An 18,606-nucleotide genomic window follows, 5' to 3' on the forward strand; every position below is an offset into this window, starting at 1 on the left:
ATGGCTGATTACAAAGATACGCTGAACCTTCCCGACACCCCGTTCCCGATGCGCGGCGACCTGCCCAAGCGTGAGCCGCAATGGGTCGCCCAGTGGCAGGAGAAGCAGCTCTACCGGAAGATCCGCGAAATCTGCGCCGGCCGGCCGAAATTCATCCTGCACGACGGCCCGCCGTACGCCAACGGCGACATCCACATCGGCCACGCGGTCAACAAGGTCTTGAAGGACATCATCGTCCGCTCGAAGACGCTGGCTGGTTTCGATGCGCCCTATGTGCCGGGCTGGGACTGCCACGGCATGCCGATCGAGATCCAGATCGAGAAGACGCACGGCAAGAACATCCCGCGCGAGCAGGTGCAGCAGCTGGCGCGCGCCTACGCCGGCGAGCAGATCGAGCGCCAGAAGAAGGACTTCATCCGCCTCGGCGTGCTCGGCGAATGGGACAACCCGTACAAGACGATGAACTTCAAGACCGAGGCCGACGAGATCCGGGCACTCGCCCAGATGGTCAAGCGCGGCTTCGTTTATCGCGGCCTGAAGCCGGTGAACTGGTGCTTTGACTGCGGTTCGGCGCTGGCCGAAGCGGAAGTCGAATACCAGGACAAGAAGTCGCCGGCGATCGACGTCGCCTTTGCCGCCGCCGAGCGCGACAAGCTGGCCGCTGCCTTCGGCCTGGCGGCTCTGCCGGCCGGTGAAGCCTACGCGGTGATCTGGACGACGACGCCGTGGACCATCCCCGGCAACCAGGCGCTCAACGCCCACCCGGAATTCACCTACCACCTGGTGCAGACCGAAAAGGGCTGCCTGATCCTCGCCGCCGACCTGCAGGAAGCCTGCCTCGCCCGCTACGGTCTGACCGGCACCACCGTTGCCGCCTGTAAAGGCGCGGCGCTGGAGCGCATTGCCTTCCGCCATCCGTTCTACGATCGTCTGTCGCCGGTCTTCCTTGGCGATTACGTGACGCTCGATGCCGGTACCGGCATCGTCCATTCGGCACCGGCCTATGGTCTGGAAGACTTCCAGTCGTGCAAGAACTACGGCATGCACAACGAGCAGATCCTGACGCCGGTGCAGGGCGACGGCACGTTTGCCGCCGACCTGCCGTTCTTCGGCGGCATGAACGTGTGGAAGGCCAACCCGGTCATCGTCGAGAAACTGGCCGAAGTCGGCGCGCTGCTCAAGCACGCCACCATCGAGCACAGCTACATGCACTGCTGGCGCCACAAGACGCCGCTGATCTACCGCGCCACCAGCCAGTGGTTCGTGCGCATGGATGCGCCGGATGTCGATAGCCAGGGCGTCGCCGCCACCGAGCCGGCCGGCCACACGCTGCGCGAAGCGGCGCTGCAGGGCGTCGAGGACACCGCCTTCTATCCCGCCTGGGGCAAGAACCGCCTGCACGCGATGATCGCCAACCGCCCCGACTGGTGCATCTCGCGCCAGCGCAACTGGGGCGTGCCGCTGCCCTTCTTCACCCACAAGGCGACCGGCGAACTGCATCCGAACACGCTTGAACTCATGGAAGCCGTGGCCAAGCGTGTGGAGCAGGGCGGCATCGAAGCGTGGACACAGTTGGACGCCGCCGAACTGCTCGGCAATGATGCCGCCGACTACGTCAAGACCACCGACATCCTCGACGTCTGGTTCGATTCCGGCACCACGCATATGAGCGTGATGCGCGGCTCGCACGGCGAACTGGGCTGGCCGGCCGACCTCTACCTGGAAGGCTCCGACCAGCATCGCGGCTGGTTCCATTCCTCGCTGCTGACCGGCGCCGCGATCGACGGTCGCGCCCCGTACAAGGCGCTCTTGACGCACGGCTTCGTCGTCGACGGCAAGGGCCACAAGATGTCGAAGTCGAAGGGCAACGTCATCGCGCCGCAGCAGGTTTCCGACAAGATGGGCGCCGACATCCTACGCCTGTGGGTGGCTTCCACCGATTACTCGGGCGAGCTGACCATTTCCGACGAAATCTTGAAGCGCGTCGTCGAAGGCTACCGCCGCATCCGCAACACGCTGCGCTTCCTGCTCGCCAACGTCTCCGATTTCGACGCCGCCGCCGACATGCTGCCGGCCGACCAGTGGCTGGAAATCGACCGCTATGCGCTGGCGCTGACCCGCCAGTTGCAGCAGTCCTGCCAGGGCGATTACGAGCGCTTCGAGTTCCACCGCGTGGTCCAGGCGCTGCAGGGCTTCTGCTCGGAAGACCTCGGCGGCTTCTACCTCGACATCCTCAAGGACCGCCTGTACACGACGGCGCCCAAGTCGCTTGCCCGCCGCTCGGCGCAGTCGGCACTGTGGCACATCACCCAGGCCTTCGTCCGCCTGCTGGCGCCGATCACCGCCTTCACCGCCGAGGAAGTGTGGGCGGTGCTGACCGGCGACGCCGACGACTCGGTGATGTTCCAGCAATGGCATCAACTGCCGGAACAGAACGGCGAGAGCGAGCTGCTGGCGAAATGGGCGATTGTCCGCGAAGTGCGCAACGACGTCACCAAGGCGCTGGAAGCTCGCCGCGAGGCCGGCGAGATCGGCGCCGCACTGCAGGCCGCCGTCGAAATCCGCTGCGCCGGCGACAAGTTCGCCGCGCTCTCGGCGCTCGGCGACGACTTGAAGTTCGTCTTCATCTGCTCGGCGACCGCCGTGATCGAATCCGCCGAGGAGTCGGTGACTGCCACGCCGCTGGCCCACGCCAAGTGTGAACGCTGCTGGCACGTGCGCGAGGATGTCGGCGCCGATCCGGCGCATCCGGGCCTGTGCGGGCGCTGCGTCAGCAACCTGCATGGCGACGGCGAGGCGCGCACGCATGCCTAAGGCGCAGCACTGGTATGCGCTGGCCGGCTTGATCGTCGTCCTCGACCAGATCAGCAAGTGGGTCGTGCTCGGCAGCATCGCGCCGGGCGAGGTGATCTACGTCGCGCCGTTCTGGAACTGGGTGCTGACTTTCAACCCTGGGGCGGCATTCAGCTTCCTCGCCGACCAGCCGGGCTGGCAGCGCTGGTTCTTCACCGTGCTGGCGCTCGGTGTTTCCGGCTGGATCGCGTTCGAGCTGAAAAAGCATCCGGAGCAAAAGCTGATGGCCCTGGCGCTGACCCTGGTCATGGGCGGCGCACTCGGCAACGTCATCGACCGCGTGCGTTTCGGCGCTGTCGTCGATTTCATCCAGTGGCACGCCGCCGGTTTCTACTGGCCGGCGTTCAACGTTGCCGATTCGGCGATCAGTGTCGGCGCGGTGTTGTTGATCATCGCCTCGTTGACCCATAAAGAACAGAAAGAAAACGCATGAGCACCACCGTCCGCCCCGACAGCTACCTGACCCTGCATTACCGCGTCACCGCCCTCGATGGTGAGGAATTCCTGTCGACCTTTGACATGAGCCCGGCGACGTTGCAGATGGGTAGCGGTCAGCTTGCCGAAAACCTCGAAAGCGTGCTGCTTGGCCTGAATGCCGGCGAGCATTACGTGTTCGAACTGGAACCGGAACAGGCCTTCGGCGTGCATAACGAACGCCTGGTCGAGCGTATCGCCCGTAGCGGTCTGCCTGCCGGCATGGAACTCAAGGAGAATTCCGTCGTCGAATTCACCGCGCCCAATGGCGCGACCTTCGCTGGTTTCCTGCGCGAGCTCGATGAAACCAGCGCCCTGTTCGACTTCAATCACCCGATGGCGGGCAAGACGATCCGTTTCGAGGTGAAAATCATCGGAATCATGTAATGCAGGTCATCCTTGCCAATCCCCGCGGCTTCTGCGCCGGTGTCGAACGCGCCATCACCATCGTCGAACGGGCGCTGGAAAAATTCGGCGCGCCGATTTACGTCCGCCACGAGGTCGTGCACAACAAGTTTGTCTGCGACGACCTGCGTGCCAAGGGAGCGGTCTTCATCGAGGAACTCGACGAGGCGCCGGCCGGCAGCACGGTGATCTTCAGCGCCCACGGCGTCTCGAAAGCGGTTCGCGCCGAAGCCGAGGCGCGCGGCCTGAAAGTGTTCGACGCCACCTGTCCGCTGGTCACCAAGGTCCACGTCGAAGTCGGCAAGATGCGCGGTCAGACGCGCGAAGTGGTCATGGTCGGCCATAAAGGCCACCCCGAGGTCGAAGGCACAATGGGTCAGAGCGAAGCCGGCATGTATCTGGTCGAGACCGTCGATGATGTGGAAAAACTGACGGTCAAGTTACCCGAGCAGCTTTCCTATGTCACCCAGACCACGCTGTCGATGGACGATGCCCAGATCGTCATCAACGCCCTGAAACAGCGCTTCCCCCTGATCCAGGGGCCAAAGAAGGACGACATCTGCTACGCCACCCAGAACCGCCAGGATGCGGTCAAGGAACTGGCCGGGCAATGTGATCTGGTGCTCGTCGTCGGTAGTCCCAACAGTTCTAACTCACGCCGCCTGAAGGAAGTTGCCGCGGGTCGAGGGATCGAGTCCTACCTGATCGACGGTGCTGCCGAAATCGACGAATCCTGGCTGGCCGGCAAACAACGCATCGGCGTCACCGCCGGTGCATCCGCACCCGAGGTACTGGTGCAGGAAGTCGTTGCCCGCATCCGTCATCTCTCAGGTGCGGAAGTGGCGCAACTGGCAGGGGTTGAAGAGGGTGTGTCGTTCGCCTTGCCACGGGAGCTTGCTTGAAAAATTGACCACGATGAACTGGAACAAGCGGTTCATCGTGGTCACTGACTTATTGCCAGCAGTTTGCCCCACCGGCAGCCTGCCGGTTGCCGGTTTCATTGACTGAAAGATTGCCGCAGCGGTCACCCGCCTGTGCGCCAATAGGGTTCGCGGCCAAGGTATAGGTGGTCGCGGTCAGATTGGCGGGGTCCGCGATGTTGTAGAACTGTGTAACCTCTCCGGGGCATGCCGGGGGTGCTGCACCGACATATGTCATGTTGGCGGAATAGAAACGCTCCATGAAATGTGTCCGTTCCATCAGGCAGCCCATCGCTGCAGTGCGACGGGCGCTACGCACATGCTCCTGATAAGCCGGAAACACTACTGCCGCCAAAATACCGATGATGGTTACCACGATCATCAATTCAATCAAGGTAAAGCCGGCTTGTCGTTGTTTCATTAATTAGTTCCCCCTGATGATTTCACGCCAGTAGATTCTGCCACCATAGTTGCCCGGGTTGAAGCCGGTTGATCCGACATTGCTGCCGCCCGTACCGCTGGCACCTGTATCCCCCGAACCGCCAACGATCAGTTGTCCGGCACCGTCATCGCTGATTACCAGTGCAGGTTGACTGGGCATGCCGATACCGAGATCGAGTGAGCCAACGACCGCATCTCCGCTGACCTCGCTGGTGAAGAATGCCTTGGTCAGGCTGCCACCAGTGAAGGCGTTGATTGCATTGACATACCCGGTGCCACCGGGCTGACACGGGTCATTGGCTTCAGGCGTAATCGAACTGCCGAGCAGTGTTGGTTCGGTCAGGCGATACATGACGGACGGTGAGATGACGCGTTCGCCAAGCTTGATGTTGACTGGATTGACCCAGTCTAAATACCAGCCTTGCTTGTTGGTCATGTCTGTTACTTTGCCGGTGGTTGCGTCTGTAGCTGCCTTGCTGAAGGTCCGCGCGGGTTTGCCATCAGCTGTGGTAAGAGTGCTACTGATGCTCCGCTTGGTGAGGTTATTCCTGCCACTGATTGTACTTCCTGTGTCAATCAACCCATACCAACTCTGCACCGACTTGTCGTTGATGTCCCCGGCCTGGAAGTAGGAGCCGGTACCGAAGAAGATATAGCGCTTGCCGCTGTTGGGGTCGTCGTTCAGGTAATTAACCGCCGAAGTGATCTGGGCCGTGATCGGTTGGACATTGTTGTCGGGGCCGATAGCGGTGAAGAACTTCGATTGCGACCAAGCCGACGGAATTTTCGAGTTGAGGTCGAATTTCCATACATTGCCCTTTAGATCGCCCGCGTAGACAAGATCAACCAGACCGTCGCCATTGGTGTCCACGATGCCCGGGGTGGCCATGCCGCTGTCGCTGACGTTGTCCACCACGAATTTGCGGATCAGCGCACCAGTCTGCAGGTTGATGATGTAAAGCGCTGCTTTGCCGCTGCTGCTGTTGTAACCATTGCCAACGATCAGGGCACGACTTCCGTCGTTAAGTCGGGCATAAATTGGCTTGCCCATCATGTAACCCAACTCGGTATCGCCGCTGTTGACGTATTCCCAGGCAATATTGCTGGCGGCGAACGAGGCAGGGGCGGTAATGTCCAGCGCGAACAGACCCTTGGCGCCAGCGCCCATGGTGCCAACCAGATAGGTACTACTTAGCCCGGTGTCACTCTTTTCGGCAATGGTTAATTCACCGTCGACGAAATACTTGTGTTGATAGGAGGTTGCACTCAGCTGTCGCAAGTTGCCAAGCACGGCACTGGGGATATAGGCAAAACGCTCGACGCCGGTTTCCGAATTAAAGGCATGGAGCATGCCGTCATTGGCACCGACATAGACTGTCTGCGTCCCTTGGTGATACACGGGCGAAGAGTGGACGATATCGCCGAGCAGCGAATTCCGTGTTCTCAGTGTGCCGCCTCGTGCCGTTTCCTGGCTGCGGTCTCCGCGCAGGAAGTTGAGAATGGCTTCGCTCCCGATGGTGGTGCGGTCCGTGGTGCTCAGGTTGCCCCACAGAAATTCGCGTTTTTCACCGGAACTGGTTGTGACGAATATCTTGCGGCTGGCGTGTTCAGGGATTTTTTCCGAGGCTTTCCACACAGGTGTGCTGGAAACGCCGTTGCTGCTCAGGTTATAGGCCGCGAGTTCGCCAATCCAGCCCGATGTGTTGAAACTGGGGCTGAAGACCTTGCTGCCCGTGCTCAGGCGTGTGCCGGTCAGGGATACCGATGATGAGGAGCTCTTGCGTTCGATGATTTCCTTGAGCATGCCGGTCATGGCATTGGCGAATTCGGTTGGGTTCTGCGCACTGAAAAACTCACCCCGGCCATTGATGGCAGCGTGCAGGAGATCGTCGAGTTTTGCAGCGTTACTGGAGGTCGGGTTGGGCCACGTGATGGTCTTGTTTGGATCGCCAATGGCTGCGTAAGCGTCTTCCGGTTTGATAGAGCCGTTGACTCCCAGGCCAACACCGAAGGTGACCATGTGTTGCCAGAAAGCAGGGTTCTTGGGGCCGCTGGGAACAACGTTTGTCATGTCGGTCCGGAGGTCGCGTTTCCAGTAGTGCATGGCAACGTCGGCTAGGGTATCAGAGTGGCTGTCCCGGAAAGGCGAAACCGGCTGGTAGGTGTAGGACTGACCGTTGGGGCCGGTAATTGTGGCGCCGGCGGTATTGTCGGAATTTGCAATGCTTGAATTGGTATAGCTATCGTTCCAGTAGCCATCGGTCATCAATATTGTATAGCTCAGGCGGCATGCCAGGTCGCTGCCACCAGACTGTCCAGGGGTTGTGCTCCAAGGGCCCCGGTCATCGTTACGGCTGAAATATTCCCCGGCGTCACGCAATGCGCGGCGCAGCGGAGTTGAGGATGTTGGGATATCTCGGGTGTACAGGGTGTTGAAGAAATTCGTCCGATCACTGTCCTTGAACACTCGGACACCGCTAACGATGGTTTGCGTGCTGACATTGTCAACAGAAGTGCTGGCCTTGTTGATCGTGCCAAATCCCACGCGCAGCCCGTCGTTCTGAGAGGCAAAGGCGCGGCCAATACCAGCGCGCGCGGTGAGAATACGTGAGCGATAGTAGGTGTACCAGTTGGCAAAGTTCTGGATTTCCTGGGTGTAGGTACATGTGCCGCTGGTGCAGTCCGTGCGGTTTGCGCGGCCATGTCCACTGTAATTGGCCGTTGTGCTCCTGATTTCAACCTTGGTGTAATTGCTACGGTTCCACTTATCACCCCCGTTATGCCAGAAATAAGTGGCTGGCCAGAAAGTCCGACTGGTACTTGTGCCGCTGCAACTGGAAGTTGATTCAGAGGTGCAGGTTTCCCATGTTGCTGTCTGTGTATTGTCTGTGGTCAGGTTTCTCGTACCGACCGCTGTCTTGGCTGGGTTGTGGTAAGCGGCGCTAGGTGTTGCATTAGGCCAGAGTGTGCCGTCAGCATTAGACCAGGGAAGGTAGGTTGTTCCCGGGTCGTAATAGCTGGGATTGGTCTGCGGGGAGCGGGTATAGGCGTTGTACGGAGAGGTATCCACGGTGGTCGATACGTAGGAATCGTAGTTGCTACTCCCATAGACGTTGCTAGGCCGCGGAAAAACGAAGTATGAATATGAGTCCGGGGTGATTTCCCAGTGCATAGAACCCGAGTCGTCAAGTATGAACATGATATTCGGTTCGGCGGAGACGCTGGTCTGCAGCGGTGTGTCCGGAATGTTCAGTGCGGCTTGCGCCGGAACGACAGTGGTCAGCACGAAAGAGAAGGCCATCAGCCTGGCCAGCCGGCGTTGGCTGGCGGTGTGGTTTGCAGATTGTTGTCTCATTTCCGGTCTCCTGGCTCAATGGGCTTTCAGAAGGTGGTGAACAGGCTTTGCAGAATGACTTCTGCCCGGCCTTGTCCAGGATTGCTGCGGGCGGTGATTCTGAACAGGTAGCAATTGCAGGTCGGCGAAAGTTTTCCTTCCGGGGTGCTGCAATCAGCAGCTGCTTCATTTGGGTTCAGCGACTTGCAGACGGCCTGTCCACGGTATTCGATCAGGTAGCGTGGTCGTGTGCCGGCGAGGTTGCCCAGGTCCACATTGGCAAGTTCGCGTGCGCTGTTTTGCCAATTGATGCCCAGCACCCAGTCGGGGGGCTGAGTGGTTGGCGTAGCCACGAACCCGTTGTTGATTGCCGGAACGCCGGCAACGGTAGCTGCGTCGGGGTCGAAGCCGTTGAGTCCGACGCGATTTCTGGCATCGGTTTCCCCCGCCAGCAAGGCAGCTTCGGCAGCTTGCAGGGCGATGCTTCGGTCATGCGAGGCGCCGCTCATCCGTTCTTCTAAAGCTACGCTGCGGACACTGGAAACGCCAAGGATGCTCATGACGACCAGCATGACCATCGCCACGATCAGAATGACGCCGTGCTGGGATTTCCGGCTGGAGAGGGTATATGTCTGGCACATGTCAGGCAGTCCTGCGTTGTACGACGGTGGTGACTCGGCGTTCGATCTGCGTGGCCGCACAGAGGTTGTTCGCTGCGGCGATCTCTGTATTCTGATTGCGGCTACAGAGAGTGAAGCCGACCTGGATGGCGCCATTGTTATTGGGTAGGACGTCAGTTACATTGAGGCCGACAACATTGTCGATCATCCGGACGCCAGCGCCATTGCCTTCGCTGCGGTAAAGGAAGTTGTCGGTGCCGACATACCAGGTGCGAATGTTCAGACCCGCAGCGATCGTCGCGCCTTGAAGATTGACGCCGGGTGCCTGGGTGACGGTGACGTTGGCAGGGGTTGCGGCGCTTACCCTGAGGATGTGTGCCGATTTTCCGGTGCAGACGATGATGATGTCGTTTGCGCGCAGATTGTTATTGACCGTGAAGACATTTTCGCCGGTGGTATGGGTGGTGATCGATAGTGTGTTTGTCGAGGTCAGAAGTTGCAAGGCGCCCTGCCCAGTATTGCGGTTACCCGGATTGGTCGCCGGATTGACCACGACGCCACTGGAATTCCTGAGAATGTTGGCAATGGCAACTGCGGTGGCATCGCCGCCAGTATGGTCGTTCAGGGTCATCGCCATGCAAGGATGACCGCCGGCCTCGCGAATATCGCGTGCGATCATGTCCACGGCGATACGGCTGTTCTCCTGAATCTGGGATAGGCCTTCCGTGGCCGTGAAGGCGCGCTGATTGGTGATCAGTACGCCGGTCGCGCCCAGCATTAGGATCAGGCCGATGGTCATGGCGACCATCAGTTCGACGAGTGTCAGGCCGTGTTGTGATTGGATGTCTTTCATGGTGACGGCTCTCAGAACAGTGCGGTCAGTTGTAGCTGTTGCGCCATGGCGCCGCCAGCGCGCCGGTCATTCCATTGCACCGTGACGACGCAACGCGTGCTTCCGGGCGGGTTGGCGTTGGCAGCGCAGGTGATCTGTCCGCAACTGCCTGCACCCAGATTGGCTTGCAGGTCACCCAGCCAGGTGATGAAGAACCCGGCGCCGCCATTGCAAATCATGGCTGTGCTGTTTCGGGGAACCACACTGGCGTGCATGGCATCGATCAGGGAATTGGCTGCAATTACCGCCTGGGTGCGTTGCAGGCTGCTTTCGTTTCCCTTGAGGGCGCGTGCCTGCAGTCCGGCGACCCCCAAGGCGCCAATGGCCAGTACAACGATAGCGACGACGACCTCAATCAGGGTCATGCCTGCTTGCCGGTTGCTGGGAGATGTCGTGAAGGTGTTCATGGGAACTCGCTGGTCAATTCAGAAAGGCTTTACCGCTACCGAGAACAGTGATCGTTCTTGTGCGTGCCGTATTCGAAAGCGTGATTTGTCCGGTGTTGTTGGTCGTGCCGTTCGCGTTGAAGGTGATATTCGCCATGTCGGCGTTCATGTTTACATTGCCCAGCCTTGCAGCAAGAACCACTGCTGGGTCGACGGTGCGTGCCTGACTGCTTCTGATGGCATCGGATCGGGTCTGGGCGAGCGCGGCGAGAAGCTCGTTGGTCGCCGCAGTGACACGATTCCCTGTTATCTGATTTTGCATTTGTGGGGCTGCAACGGCAGCCAGGATGGCCATAATAGCCACAGCAACCATCATCTCGACCAGCGAGAAGCCTTGTTGCAAACGAGTTTTCAAGTATGGAAGGCACATGGTCGTTTCCGGGACTTTTTGGCGATTTCAGTCTATGGCAACTCGATTTGGTTTGGGGGAGGGAGGGGACGAGCGGTCGTTTGCGAAAGACTGGCGGCTTACGCAACGGAATTGCCCAAAATGAAGATTGAGCTTCGATTTTGATTGCAATTGATTCATGAGCGGTTATAATCCCGCTTTTAATTCTTCACCCACCTGGATTCATTCATGGCCAACAGCGCACAAGCCCGCAAGCGCGCACGTCAAGCTGACAAGCAGCGCGCCCACAACGCAAGCCTGCGTTCGACCCTGCGCACCGCGATCAAGCGTGTGCGCAAGGCGATCGTCGCCGGCGACAAAGCCGCCGCACAGCTGGTTTTCCAGCAGTCCGTCGCAGTGATCGACCGCATCGCCGACAAGAAGATCGTTCACAAGAACGCCGCTTCCCGTACCAAGAGCCGCCTGTCTTCGCAGATCAAGGCGCTGGGTGTTGCTGCTGCCTGAGCGCACTGCACACCAAAAAATGGCGCCGCAAGGCGCCTTTTTTTTGTCCGTACTGGCGGGAAATTACTTTTTCTTGTCTTCCAGTGAGCAGACGCCGTCAATGATCTGCAGGTCGTTGTCCTGGGCGAAGTTGAGCATGAAACGGTAGGCCATCGGTTCGACCTCGCCCAGCCTGCCATCGACGAAGACCGCCTTGTCGCCGTTGAAATCGCCGGGGCCGACATAGGGGGAGTACTTCATCTTGCGTTCCGCGCCAAAAGCGGACATCACGCCACAGAGGCGTTCGGCCCAGTCGCTGGGGCGGAATTTCTTTCCTTCCTTGGTGACGCCGACAATGATGAATGTGGTCGATTCTTGTGTTGTCATTATGTACTCTGCGCTTATGGGTATGCGACCTTGCTTTTCGCTGCATTCTAGCAGAAGCGCTTGGTCTTACCATAATCGACAATCACCTTGCGCATTGTGAAAATGCGGCCGGGGTGGCGTTTTTCAGCTTCCGTGAGTGCAAAAAGGCCCGTCAAGCGCTTGGCTGACGGGCCTTGTTTTTTGCTGGTGAGCAGCGGTATTAGCCGCAGGTTCCTACGGCGCCGCAGGCCGTGCAGAAGTCGCAGCCGTCCTTGCGGATCATCGTGTGGTTGCCGCATTCGCCGCACAGCTTGCCCTGGGTTGGCAGCACCTTGTTGCTGGTGGTGTCTTCCGGGGCTTCGAGGATGCCCATCTGCTGTAGCGGGAAGCCTTCCTCGTCGAGGATGCCGAGCATGGCGTAGCGGTGGATGATCAGCTGGGCGATGTAGGCGACCGTCGACGGGTAGGTCTGCTGCTTGCGCGAACCCGGGACGAAGGCCATGAAGTCGCCGAAGGGTTCGGAGTAGTCGAGCAGCTTGCGCAGCTTCATGCCGATCCAGGCCGGATCGACGACGCGCATGTCGAGCGACAGCAGCTTGCACAGGCCGTCGAGGGCGCGCGGGTAGTTGCCGGCCAGCCACATCGAGTAGGGGCGGGTGACGCCGTCGGGCAGCGTGATTTCCTTGAGGCCGAGGACGAAGTCTTCGCCGGTCGAGGCGTTGTTGATGTCCACCGTCCAGGACAGCGTGCCGTCGGTGCCGGTCTTCGGCTCCTTGGTGCTGAACAGGGCGTCCTTGACCGGGGTCGCGCCGTCATGGGTGAGGGCGCCGAGCTGTTCGACGCGCCAGCGGATGACCTGGGCCATCGCCGAGACGACGGACGGCATGCGCTTCTTCTCGCCATGCGGCGGCATGTGCATCTCGAAGGAGTCGCCCGGGGTCTTGGCCAGGGCTTCGAGCTTCATTTCCAGCCAGCCGTGGTCATTGGCGCGCATGTCCATCGACAGGGTCTTGGCAACGGCGCCGAGGCCGCGCGGTTCGGCCGGGCCGTTGGCCCAGACTTCGAACGGCCAGGCGTGGCCTTCCTGCTCGACGTGGCCGACGAACAGGGCGAACTTGCCGATCGGCGAGTCGACCATGTAGGTCCAGCACAGGTTGCCTTCCGGCAGGTTCGGGCGGCCCGGCCAGCGCAGGCTGGAGAGCACCGGCGCCGGCAGGTTCTTGATCGACAGGCGGCGGTTGGCATCCGACACGAAATCCTGCGGCGACTTGGCGTCGTCGGCGGCTTCCTTGGCCGGTTCGCTGCTGACCGACAGCACCGAGCCGAGCACGCTGTTCGGACGGTAGGTGGCCAGGCCCTTGAGGCCGGCCTTCCAGGCCTGCATGTAGAGATCCTGGAAGTCTTCGTACGGATAGTCGGCGGGGACGTTGACCGTCTTCGAGATCGAGGTGTCGATGTACGGCGCGACGGCGGCGACCATGTCGGCGTGGGCCTTGGCCGAGATTTCCAGGGCGGTCACGAAGTAATCCGGCAGCTTGCTGACGTCGCCACCCTGGTGCTTGTACAGGCGCCAGGCGTAATCCTCGACCGAGTATTCCTTGATCGTGCCATCCTGCATCCGTTTTTTACGGTTGTAGGTCCAGGAGAACGGCGGTTCGATGCCGTTCGAGGCGTTGTCGGCGAAGGCCAGCGAGATGGTGCCGGTCGGCGCGATCGACAGCAGGTGCGAGTTGCGCAGGCCGTGCTTGCGGATTTCGGCCTTGATGTCGGCCGGCAGGCGCGAGGCGAAGTTGCCGCCGGACAGATAGAGCTCGGCGTTAAACAGCGGGAAGGCGCCGCGTTCCTTGGCCAGCTCGACCGAGTACAGGTAGGAGGAATCGCGCATGAATTCGCTGATGCGGGCGGCCATGGCGCGGGCTTCCGGCTTGTCGTAGCGCAGGCGGAGCATGGCCAGGGTGTCGCCGAGGCCGGTGAAGCCGAGGCCGACGCGGCGCTTGTTGGCGGCTTCCTGCTGCTGACGCTCAAGCGGCCAGTGGGTGGCGTCGAGCACGTTGTCGAGCATGCGGGTGGAGACGCGGCAGACTTCGGCGAAGGCGTCGAAATCGAAACTGGCCTTGTCGGAGAAGGCGTCACGCACGAACAGGGTCAGGTTGATCGAACCCAGGCAGCAGCAGCCGTACGGCGGCAGCGGCTGTTCGGCGCAGGGGTTGGTGGCCTCGATGACTTCGCAGTAATTGAGGTTGTTGTCCTTGTTCATCCGGTCGAGGAACAGGATGCCCGGCTCGGCGTGGTCGTAGGTGGATTTCATCACCTGGTCCCACAGGTCGCGGGCGCGCACCTTGCGATAGACCCAGGTGCCGTCGTCGCGCTGGTAGGCGCCAGCTTCGCGCATCTCGGCATTCGGCTCGGCGCGGTGGGTCAGTTCGAAATCGCCGTCGGCATCGACCACTTCCATGAAGGCGTCGGTGACGCCGATCGAAATGTTGAAGTTGGTCAGGTCGCCCTTGTCCTTGGCGTGGATGAATTCCTCGATGTCCGGATGGTCGCAGCGCAGCACGCCCATCTGGGCACCGCGGCGGGCGCCGGCGGATTCGACGGTTTCGCAGGAACGGTCGAAGACGCGCATGTAGGAGACCGGGCCGGAAGCGCGCGATTGCGTGCCCTTGACGCGGGCGCCCTGCGGGCGGATCGAGGAGAAGTCGTAACCGACGCCGCCCCCGCGGCGCATGGTTTCGGCGGCATCCATCAGGGCCTTGTAGATGCCGGGGCGACCGTCGGTGTTCTCGACGATGGAGTCGCCGACCGGCTGCACGAAACAGTTGATCAGCGTCGCCTGCAGGTCGGTACCGGCGGCGGAGTTGATACGGCCGGCCGGGATGAAACCGTTTTCCTGGGCCCACAGGAAGCGGCCTTCCCAGTGCGCGCGGTCGGCTTCCTGCTCGACCTGGGCGAGCGCCCAGGCGACGCGTTTGCGCACGTCGTGCACGTTGGTTTCCTTGCCTTTGGCGTACTTTTCAATGAGGACTTCGCCGGAAATTTCCTGCTCCGGCAGCGGGGCGAATTGCGGCGGTGCGGGAATGTCGGTCAGCGACAACTGCTCGGCGATCTTGCTCATTGAAGACTCCTCTCGTCTGGTTTTGTATAGGGTGCGGTGAGGAGGGAATCTACTAGATGTAGTGTATCGAGGCAATACCTTGACTAGATGCAGTATGTTTGCTTGGGGGTTGTCGTGCTCTTGTCATGTGCCGGAAAAGCCCGAAAAAACAAGGCTCCGGCACCTTTCGGTGGCGGAGCTCGGCAGCGAAAAAAAGATTTGTTAAAGCGCCAATAGCGTTTGTGCGTGGTGCGCCATCATCCATTCTTCGTTGGTCGGAATGACCAGCACGTCGACGCTGCTGTTGCCGGCGCTGATCACCAGATCGTGGCGGGCGTTGGCTTCCGGATTGACGCGGATGCCCAGCCATTCGGCCTGCAGGCAGACGCGGCGGCGGACTTCGGCGGCGTGTTCGCCGATGCCGCCGGTGAATACCAGCGCGTCGATGCCGCCGGCGGCGGCGACCAGCGAGCCGAGTTCGCGGACGATGCGGTAGCAGAACAGGTCGACCGCCTCACGCGCTTCCGGCTTGTCGCTCGACAGCAGCGTGCGCATGTCCTGACTGATGCCGGAGACGCCGAGTAGGCCGGATTCCTTGTACAGGATGCGGCTCATGTCCTTGACCGAGAGGCCCTTGGTTTCCATCAGGTGGAGGACCAGGCCGGGGTCGAGGTTGCCGCAGCGGGTGCCCATCATCAGGCCGTCGATGGTCGAGAAGCCGAGCGTGGTGGCGACGCACTTGCGGTTGACCATGGCCGCCATGCTGGCGCCGTTGCCCAGGTGGGCGACGACGACGCGGCCGTCGGCGCGGTGCGAGTGCTGCGGCAGCGCCCGGGCGATGAATTCGTAGGACAGGCCGTGGAAGCCGTAGCGCTTGATGCCTTCGGCAGTCAGCGCGCGCGGCAGGGCGAACAACTGGGCGACTTCCGGCTGGCTGCGGTGGAAGGCGGTATCGAAGCAGGCGACCTGCGGCACGTCGGGCAGCAGCGCCTGCAGCGCCTTGATGCCGGCGACGTTGTGCGGTTCGTGCAGCGGTGCCAGCGGGATGAAGCCGGTCAGGTGTTCGAGTACCTGGGCGTCGACCACGGTCGGCTGCGAGTAGAGGTCGCCGCCATGGACGACGCGATGGCCGACGCTGACGATCTGCCAGCCGGTGTAGGTGGCGAGGAACCACTTGAGCATGGCGTCGAGCGCCTGCGTGTGGCTGACCGCATCGCCGGCGATGAGCTGGTCGGCGATGCGCTCGCCGGCGCGGTTCTTGGCGATGAGTTTGGTGGCGTTGGTGCCGATGCCGTCGATCTGGCCGGAGACTTCGGCGTCAGGCGAGATCGGGTGATCGAGCGAAAAGAGGGCGAACTTGATCGAGGACGAACCGGCGTTGATCGTCAGAATGCCTTGTTTCATTGTCAGGAATTTCCCTTGTTACGGTTGGCGTGGGCGACCAGGGCGGCGATCACGCAGGAGGCGGTACGCGTTTCGGCGGTGTCGGCGCGGCTGGTCAGGACGATGGGGACCTTGGTGCCGAGCACGATACCGGCGGTCAGCGCGTTGGCCAGGTATTCGAGCTGCTTGGCCACCATGTTGCCGGATTCGAGGTCGGGAACGACCAGGATTTCGGCGTGGCCGGCGACCGCCGACTTGATCCCCTTGGTCTTGGCGGCGACGATGGAGACGGCGTTGTCGAAGGCCAGCGGGCCGTCGAGGATGCCGCCCTTGATCTGGCCGCGGTCAGCCATCTTGCACAGGGCGGCGGCGTCGAGGGTGGACTGGATCTTCGGGTTGATGGTCTCGACCGCCGACAGGATGGCGACCTTGGGCTCCGGGATGCCGATCACGTGAGCAAGCTCGATGGCGTTGCGGATGATGTCGGCCTTTTCCTCGAGCGTCGGCGCGATGTTGATCGCCGCGTCGGTGATCAGCAGCGGCCGGTGATAGGTCGGCACGTCCATCAGGAAAACGTGGCTGATGCGGCGGTTGGTGCGCAGGCCGTTGGCGCGGGCAACGACTTCGGCCATCAGTTCGTCGGTGTGCAGGCTGCCCTTCATCAGCGCCTCGGCGTCGCCGGTCTTGACCAGTGAAACGGCCAGCGCGGCCGAGTCGTGGCTGTGTGCGGCATTGACGATGCGGATGCCGGACAGGTCGATGCCGAATTCCTCGGCCAGCGCACGGATCTTGCCTTCCGGGCCGACCAGGATGGGTTCGATGATGCCGGCCTGGTAAGCCTGCACCGGGCCCTTGAGCGATTCCTCGTCGCAGGGGTGGGCGACCGCGGTCGGGATCGGTTCCAGCCCCTTCACCCGTGACAGCAACTGGGTGTAGCGGGCGTGCTTGTCGTCGATGTGGATCGACGGCGCGTGGTTATCCTGCAGGTGCGAGACCTTTTCCGTCGGCGCCAGCACTTCGGCGGTGCCGCGCACCACTTCCAGGCCTTCCTGGTTGGTGCATACGCAGTCGAAGACGATGTGCCGGTTGTGGTCGTATTTCTGCTTGACCGTGACGGTGATCGCGATGCGGTCGCCGATGGTGACCGGGCGGGCGAAGTGCAGGGCCTGGTCGATCAGGATCGTGCCCGGGCCGGGAAACTGGGTCGCCAGCACGGTCGAGATCAGCGAGCCGCTCCACATGCCGTGAGCGATGGCCTCACGGAACATGCCGCTCTCCGAGTATTTCGGATCGATGGTCGCCGGGTTGATGTCGCCGGTCAGGATGGCGAACAGTTTCACGTCTTCCGGCATCAGCGTGCGGGTCAGGCTGGCGCTGTCGCCGACGGCAACTTCGTCGTAGGTCTTGTTGGTCAGGTAGCGGCTTTCGCTGGCTTCGGACATGGTGCGGCTCCGTGAACGGAAACGGGAAAAATTCAGGCCCGCATCGCGGTACGCCGGTCGCGCGCCGCGTCGGGACGGGGGATTTCGATACTCAGTTGCGGATGCAGGCTGAGCAGGGTGTCGACCACCCAGGGATTGGCTTCATAGGTGAATTCGCGCGCGTCCAGCGGCGCACCGCTAAAGGCCTCGACGAACAGCGCCACGGCCGCCGAGCGGCTGACGCCGTATTCGCAATGGACCATGACCGACATCGCGAACGGCGCCGCCTGGATTTCGCGGACGAAATCGTCGATCTGCCGCGCCATCTGCCGGTTGAACAAGCCGGGCAGCGGCGGCTGGAATTCGTCGGCCGGCACGGCATCGAAAAACGACAGCCGCAGCACGTGGCGGAACAGCGGATCGAGCCGGGCTTCCGGCGTGGTCGGATCGGTGATCGAGATGACCGCCATGTAGGGGTTGCCGGCCAGCGATTCGGCCAGTTTGCGCGAGGTGTAACGGACGTGGTTGATGGTCATTGCTTCATTCCATGAACACCGGGTCGGAAAAGACCAGGGTGCCGTCCTTGCGCATCATCAGGTTGTCGGCCTTGATCAGGTCGGGCAGGGCGCCGTATTCGCTGGAAAAGGTTTCCAGCGCCTTGAGCGATTCCTGCACCGTGTCGGCCCAGCCCATCGGCGTCACCGCCAGGTGGTGCAGGGCGATGCGGCCCATGTCCTGAGCCAGGTTGCGCCACATCATGCAGGCGTCGAAATACGAGGTCGAAATCTTGGTCGCCACTTCGGCCGCATCACCCGTTCCGGGCAGCGGGTAGAGGCGTTCGACTTCGACGATGTAGAAGGGATAGCCCCGGCTGGAGCGGCCGGCCGGGCCATGGTCGGCGAAGACGATGGGGAAATGGCGGCCGGTCGGTCGGTCATCGGCCGTGTAGTAGGCGTAGTCGGTCGGCGAGGAAAGGATCTTGTAGACCCGTTCCTGGCCGTCAACCGTGTCGGCCTCGACGACGATGGTGCTCTCGCCCCGGCCGATTTCCTTGCGGCCCTTGAGTAGCGGGTGATCGGGGACGGGATCGGGAATGATGGGAGCAGGCGTATCGGTCATGGCCTC

Annotated in this window: 17 protein-coding genes; 5 read left to right on the top strand and 12 right to left on the bottom strand. The window is 61.5% G+C overall.

Going from position 1 to position 18,606, the window contains the following annotated elements; genetic code table 11:
- The 4 genes from ileS to ispH are packed head-to-tail and all read left to right on the top strand — an operon-like array spanning position 1 to position 4,634.
- Positions 1–2,814, top strand: coding sequence for an isoleucine--tRNA ligase (gene ileS / locus G471_RS0106775; RefSeq protein WP_028994684.1), 2,814 nt, complete (start codon positions 1–3; stop codon positions 2,812–2,814).
- Positions 2,807–3,286, top strand: a complete 480-nt coding sequence (gene lspA / locus G471_RS16905; RefSeq protein ID WP_043421100.1) for a signal peptidase II — start codon at positions 2,807–2,809, stop codon at positions 3,284–3,286. The genes ileS and lspA overlap by 8 nt, the downstream gene beginning before the upstream one ends.
- Positions 3,283–3,714 carry an FKBP-type peptidyl-prolyl cis-trans isomerase gene (locus G471_RS0106785; RefSeq protein WP_028994685.1) on the top strand — a complete coding sequence of 144 codons (432 nt, stop codon included), beginning with the start codon at positions 3,283–3,285 and terminating at the stop codon, positions 3,712–3,714. The genes lspA and G471_RS0106785 overlap by 4 nt, the downstream gene beginning before the upstream one ends.
- Positions 3,714–4,634, top strand: coding sequence for a 4-hydroxy-3-methylbut-2-enyl diphosphate reductase (ispH, locus tag G471_RS0106790; protein WP_028994686.1), 921 nt, complete (start codon positions 3,714–3,716; stop codon positions 4,632–4,634). Before G471_RS0106785 ends, ispH begins: the two co-directional genes overlap by 1 nt.
- Before the next feature lie 49 nt (positions 4,635–4,683).
- On the opposite strand, the gene G471_RS19570 is transcribed toward ispH, so the two are convergent.
- Genes G471_RS19570 through G471_RS18275 form a run of 6 tightly spaced genes read right to left on the bottom strand, consistent with a single transcriptional unit; the run spans position 4,684 to position 10,755 of the window.
- The gene (locus G471_RS19570; RefSeq protein ID WP_028994687.1) at positions 4,684–5,073 is read right to left on the bottom strand and encodes a type IV pilin protein; all 390 of its coding nucleotides are present in this window, start codon (positions 5,071–5,073) and stop codon (positions 4,684–4,686) included.
- 3 nt (positions 5,074–5,076) lie between these two features.
- Entirely contained in the window at positions 5,077–8,448 is a 3,372-nt protein-coding gene (locus G471_RS16910; protein ID WP_081700135.1) for a pilus assembly protein, read from the bottom strand.
- A 26-nt stretch (positions 8,449–8,474) separates the two neighbouring features.
- Entirely contained in the window at positions 8,475–9,068 is a 594-nt protein-coding gene (locus G471_RS18670; protein WP_281170385.1) for a pilus assembly PilX family protein, read from the bottom strand.
- Between the two features lies 1 nt (position 9,069).
- A complete protein-coding gene (locus G471_RS0106810) occupies positions 9,070–9,900 on the bottom strand; it encodes a PilW family protein (protein WP_028994689.1) in 831 nt (276 codons plus the stop codon).
- An 11-nt stretch (positions 9,901–9,911) separates the two neighbouring features.
- The gene (gene pilV / locus G471_RS0106815; RefSeq protein ID WP_028994690.1) at positions 9,912–10,346 is read right to left on the bottom strand and encodes a type IV pilus modification protein PilV; all 435 of its coding nucleotides are present in this window, start codon (positions 10,344–10,346) and stop codon (positions 9,912–9,914) included.
- Positions 10,347–10,359: 13 nt separating this feature from the next.
- Positions 10,360–10,755, bottom strand: coding sequence for a GspH/FimT family pseudopilin (locus G471_RS18275; RefSeq protein ID WP_081700137.1), 396 nt, complete (start codon positions 10,753–10,755; stop codon positions 10,360–10,362).
- Positions 10,756–10,962: 207 nt separating this feature from the next.
- On the opposite strand from G471_RS18275, the gene rpsT reads away from it, so the two are divergent.
- Entirely contained in the window at positions 10,963–11,238 is a 276-nt protein-coding gene (gene rpsT / locus G471_RS0106825) for a 30S ribosomal protein S20 (protein ID WP_028994691.1), read from the top strand.
- A 63-nt stretch (positions 11,239–11,301) separates the two neighbouring features.
- Here the strand turns inward: rpsT and G471_RS0106830 are convergent, their stop codons facing one another.
- From G471_RS0106830 to G471_RS0106855, 6 genes are all read right to left on the bottom strand, one after another.
- Positions 11,302–11,604: a DUF3579 domain-containing protein gene (locus G471_RS0106830; protein ID WP_028994692.1), complete on the bottom strand. Its 303-nt coding sequence runs from the start codon at positions 11,602–11,604 to the stop codon at positions 11,302–11,304.
- Positions 11,605–11,803: 199 nt separating this feature from the next.
- Positions 11,804–14,698 (bottom strand): adenosylcobalamin-dependent ribonucleoside-diphosphate reductase, encoded by a 2,895-nt coding sequence (locus G471_RS0106835; RefSeq protein ID WP_028994693.1) that lies wholly within the window; start codon positions 14,696–14,698, stop codon positions 11,804–11,806.
- 201 nt (positions 14,699–14,899) lie between these two features.
- Positions 14,900–16,081 carry an acetate/propionate family kinase gene (locus G471_RS0106840; RefSeq protein WP_028994694.1) on the bottom strand — a complete coding sequence of 394 codons (1,182 nt, stop codon included), beginning with the start codon at positions 16,079–16,081 and terminating at the stop codon, positions 14,900–14,902.
- 2 nt (positions 16,082–16,083) lie between these two features.
- Positions 16,084–17,502 carry a bifunctional enoyl-CoA hydratase/phosphate acetyltransferase gene (locus G471_RS0106845; RefSeq protein WP_028994695.1) on the bottom strand — a complete coding sequence of 473 codons (1,419 nt, stop codon included), beginning with the start codon at positions 17,500–17,502 and terminating at the stop codon, positions 16,084–16,086.
- Positions 17,503–17,534: 32 nt separating this feature from the next.
- Positions 17,535–18,017, bottom strand: coding sequence for a hypothetical protein (locus G471_RS0106850; RefSeq protein ID WP_028994696.1), 483 nt, complete (start codon positions 18,015–18,017; stop codon positions 17,535–17,537).
- 4 nt (positions 18,018–18,021) lie between these two features.
- On the bottom strand, positions 18,022–18,600 hold the full coding sequence (locus G471_RS0106855) for a hypothetical protein (RefSeq protein WP_028994697.1): 579 nt from the start codon (positions 18,598–18,600) through the stop codon (positions 18,022–18,024).
- Between the last annotated feature and the right edge of the window lie 6 nt (positions 18,601–18,606).

The organism is Azonexus hydrophilus DSM 23864 (genome assembly GCF_000429605.1).
GTDB classification, from domain to species: Bacteria; Pseudomonadota; Gammaproteobacteria; order Burkholderiales; family Rhodocyclaceae; genus Azonexus; species Azonexus hydrophilus.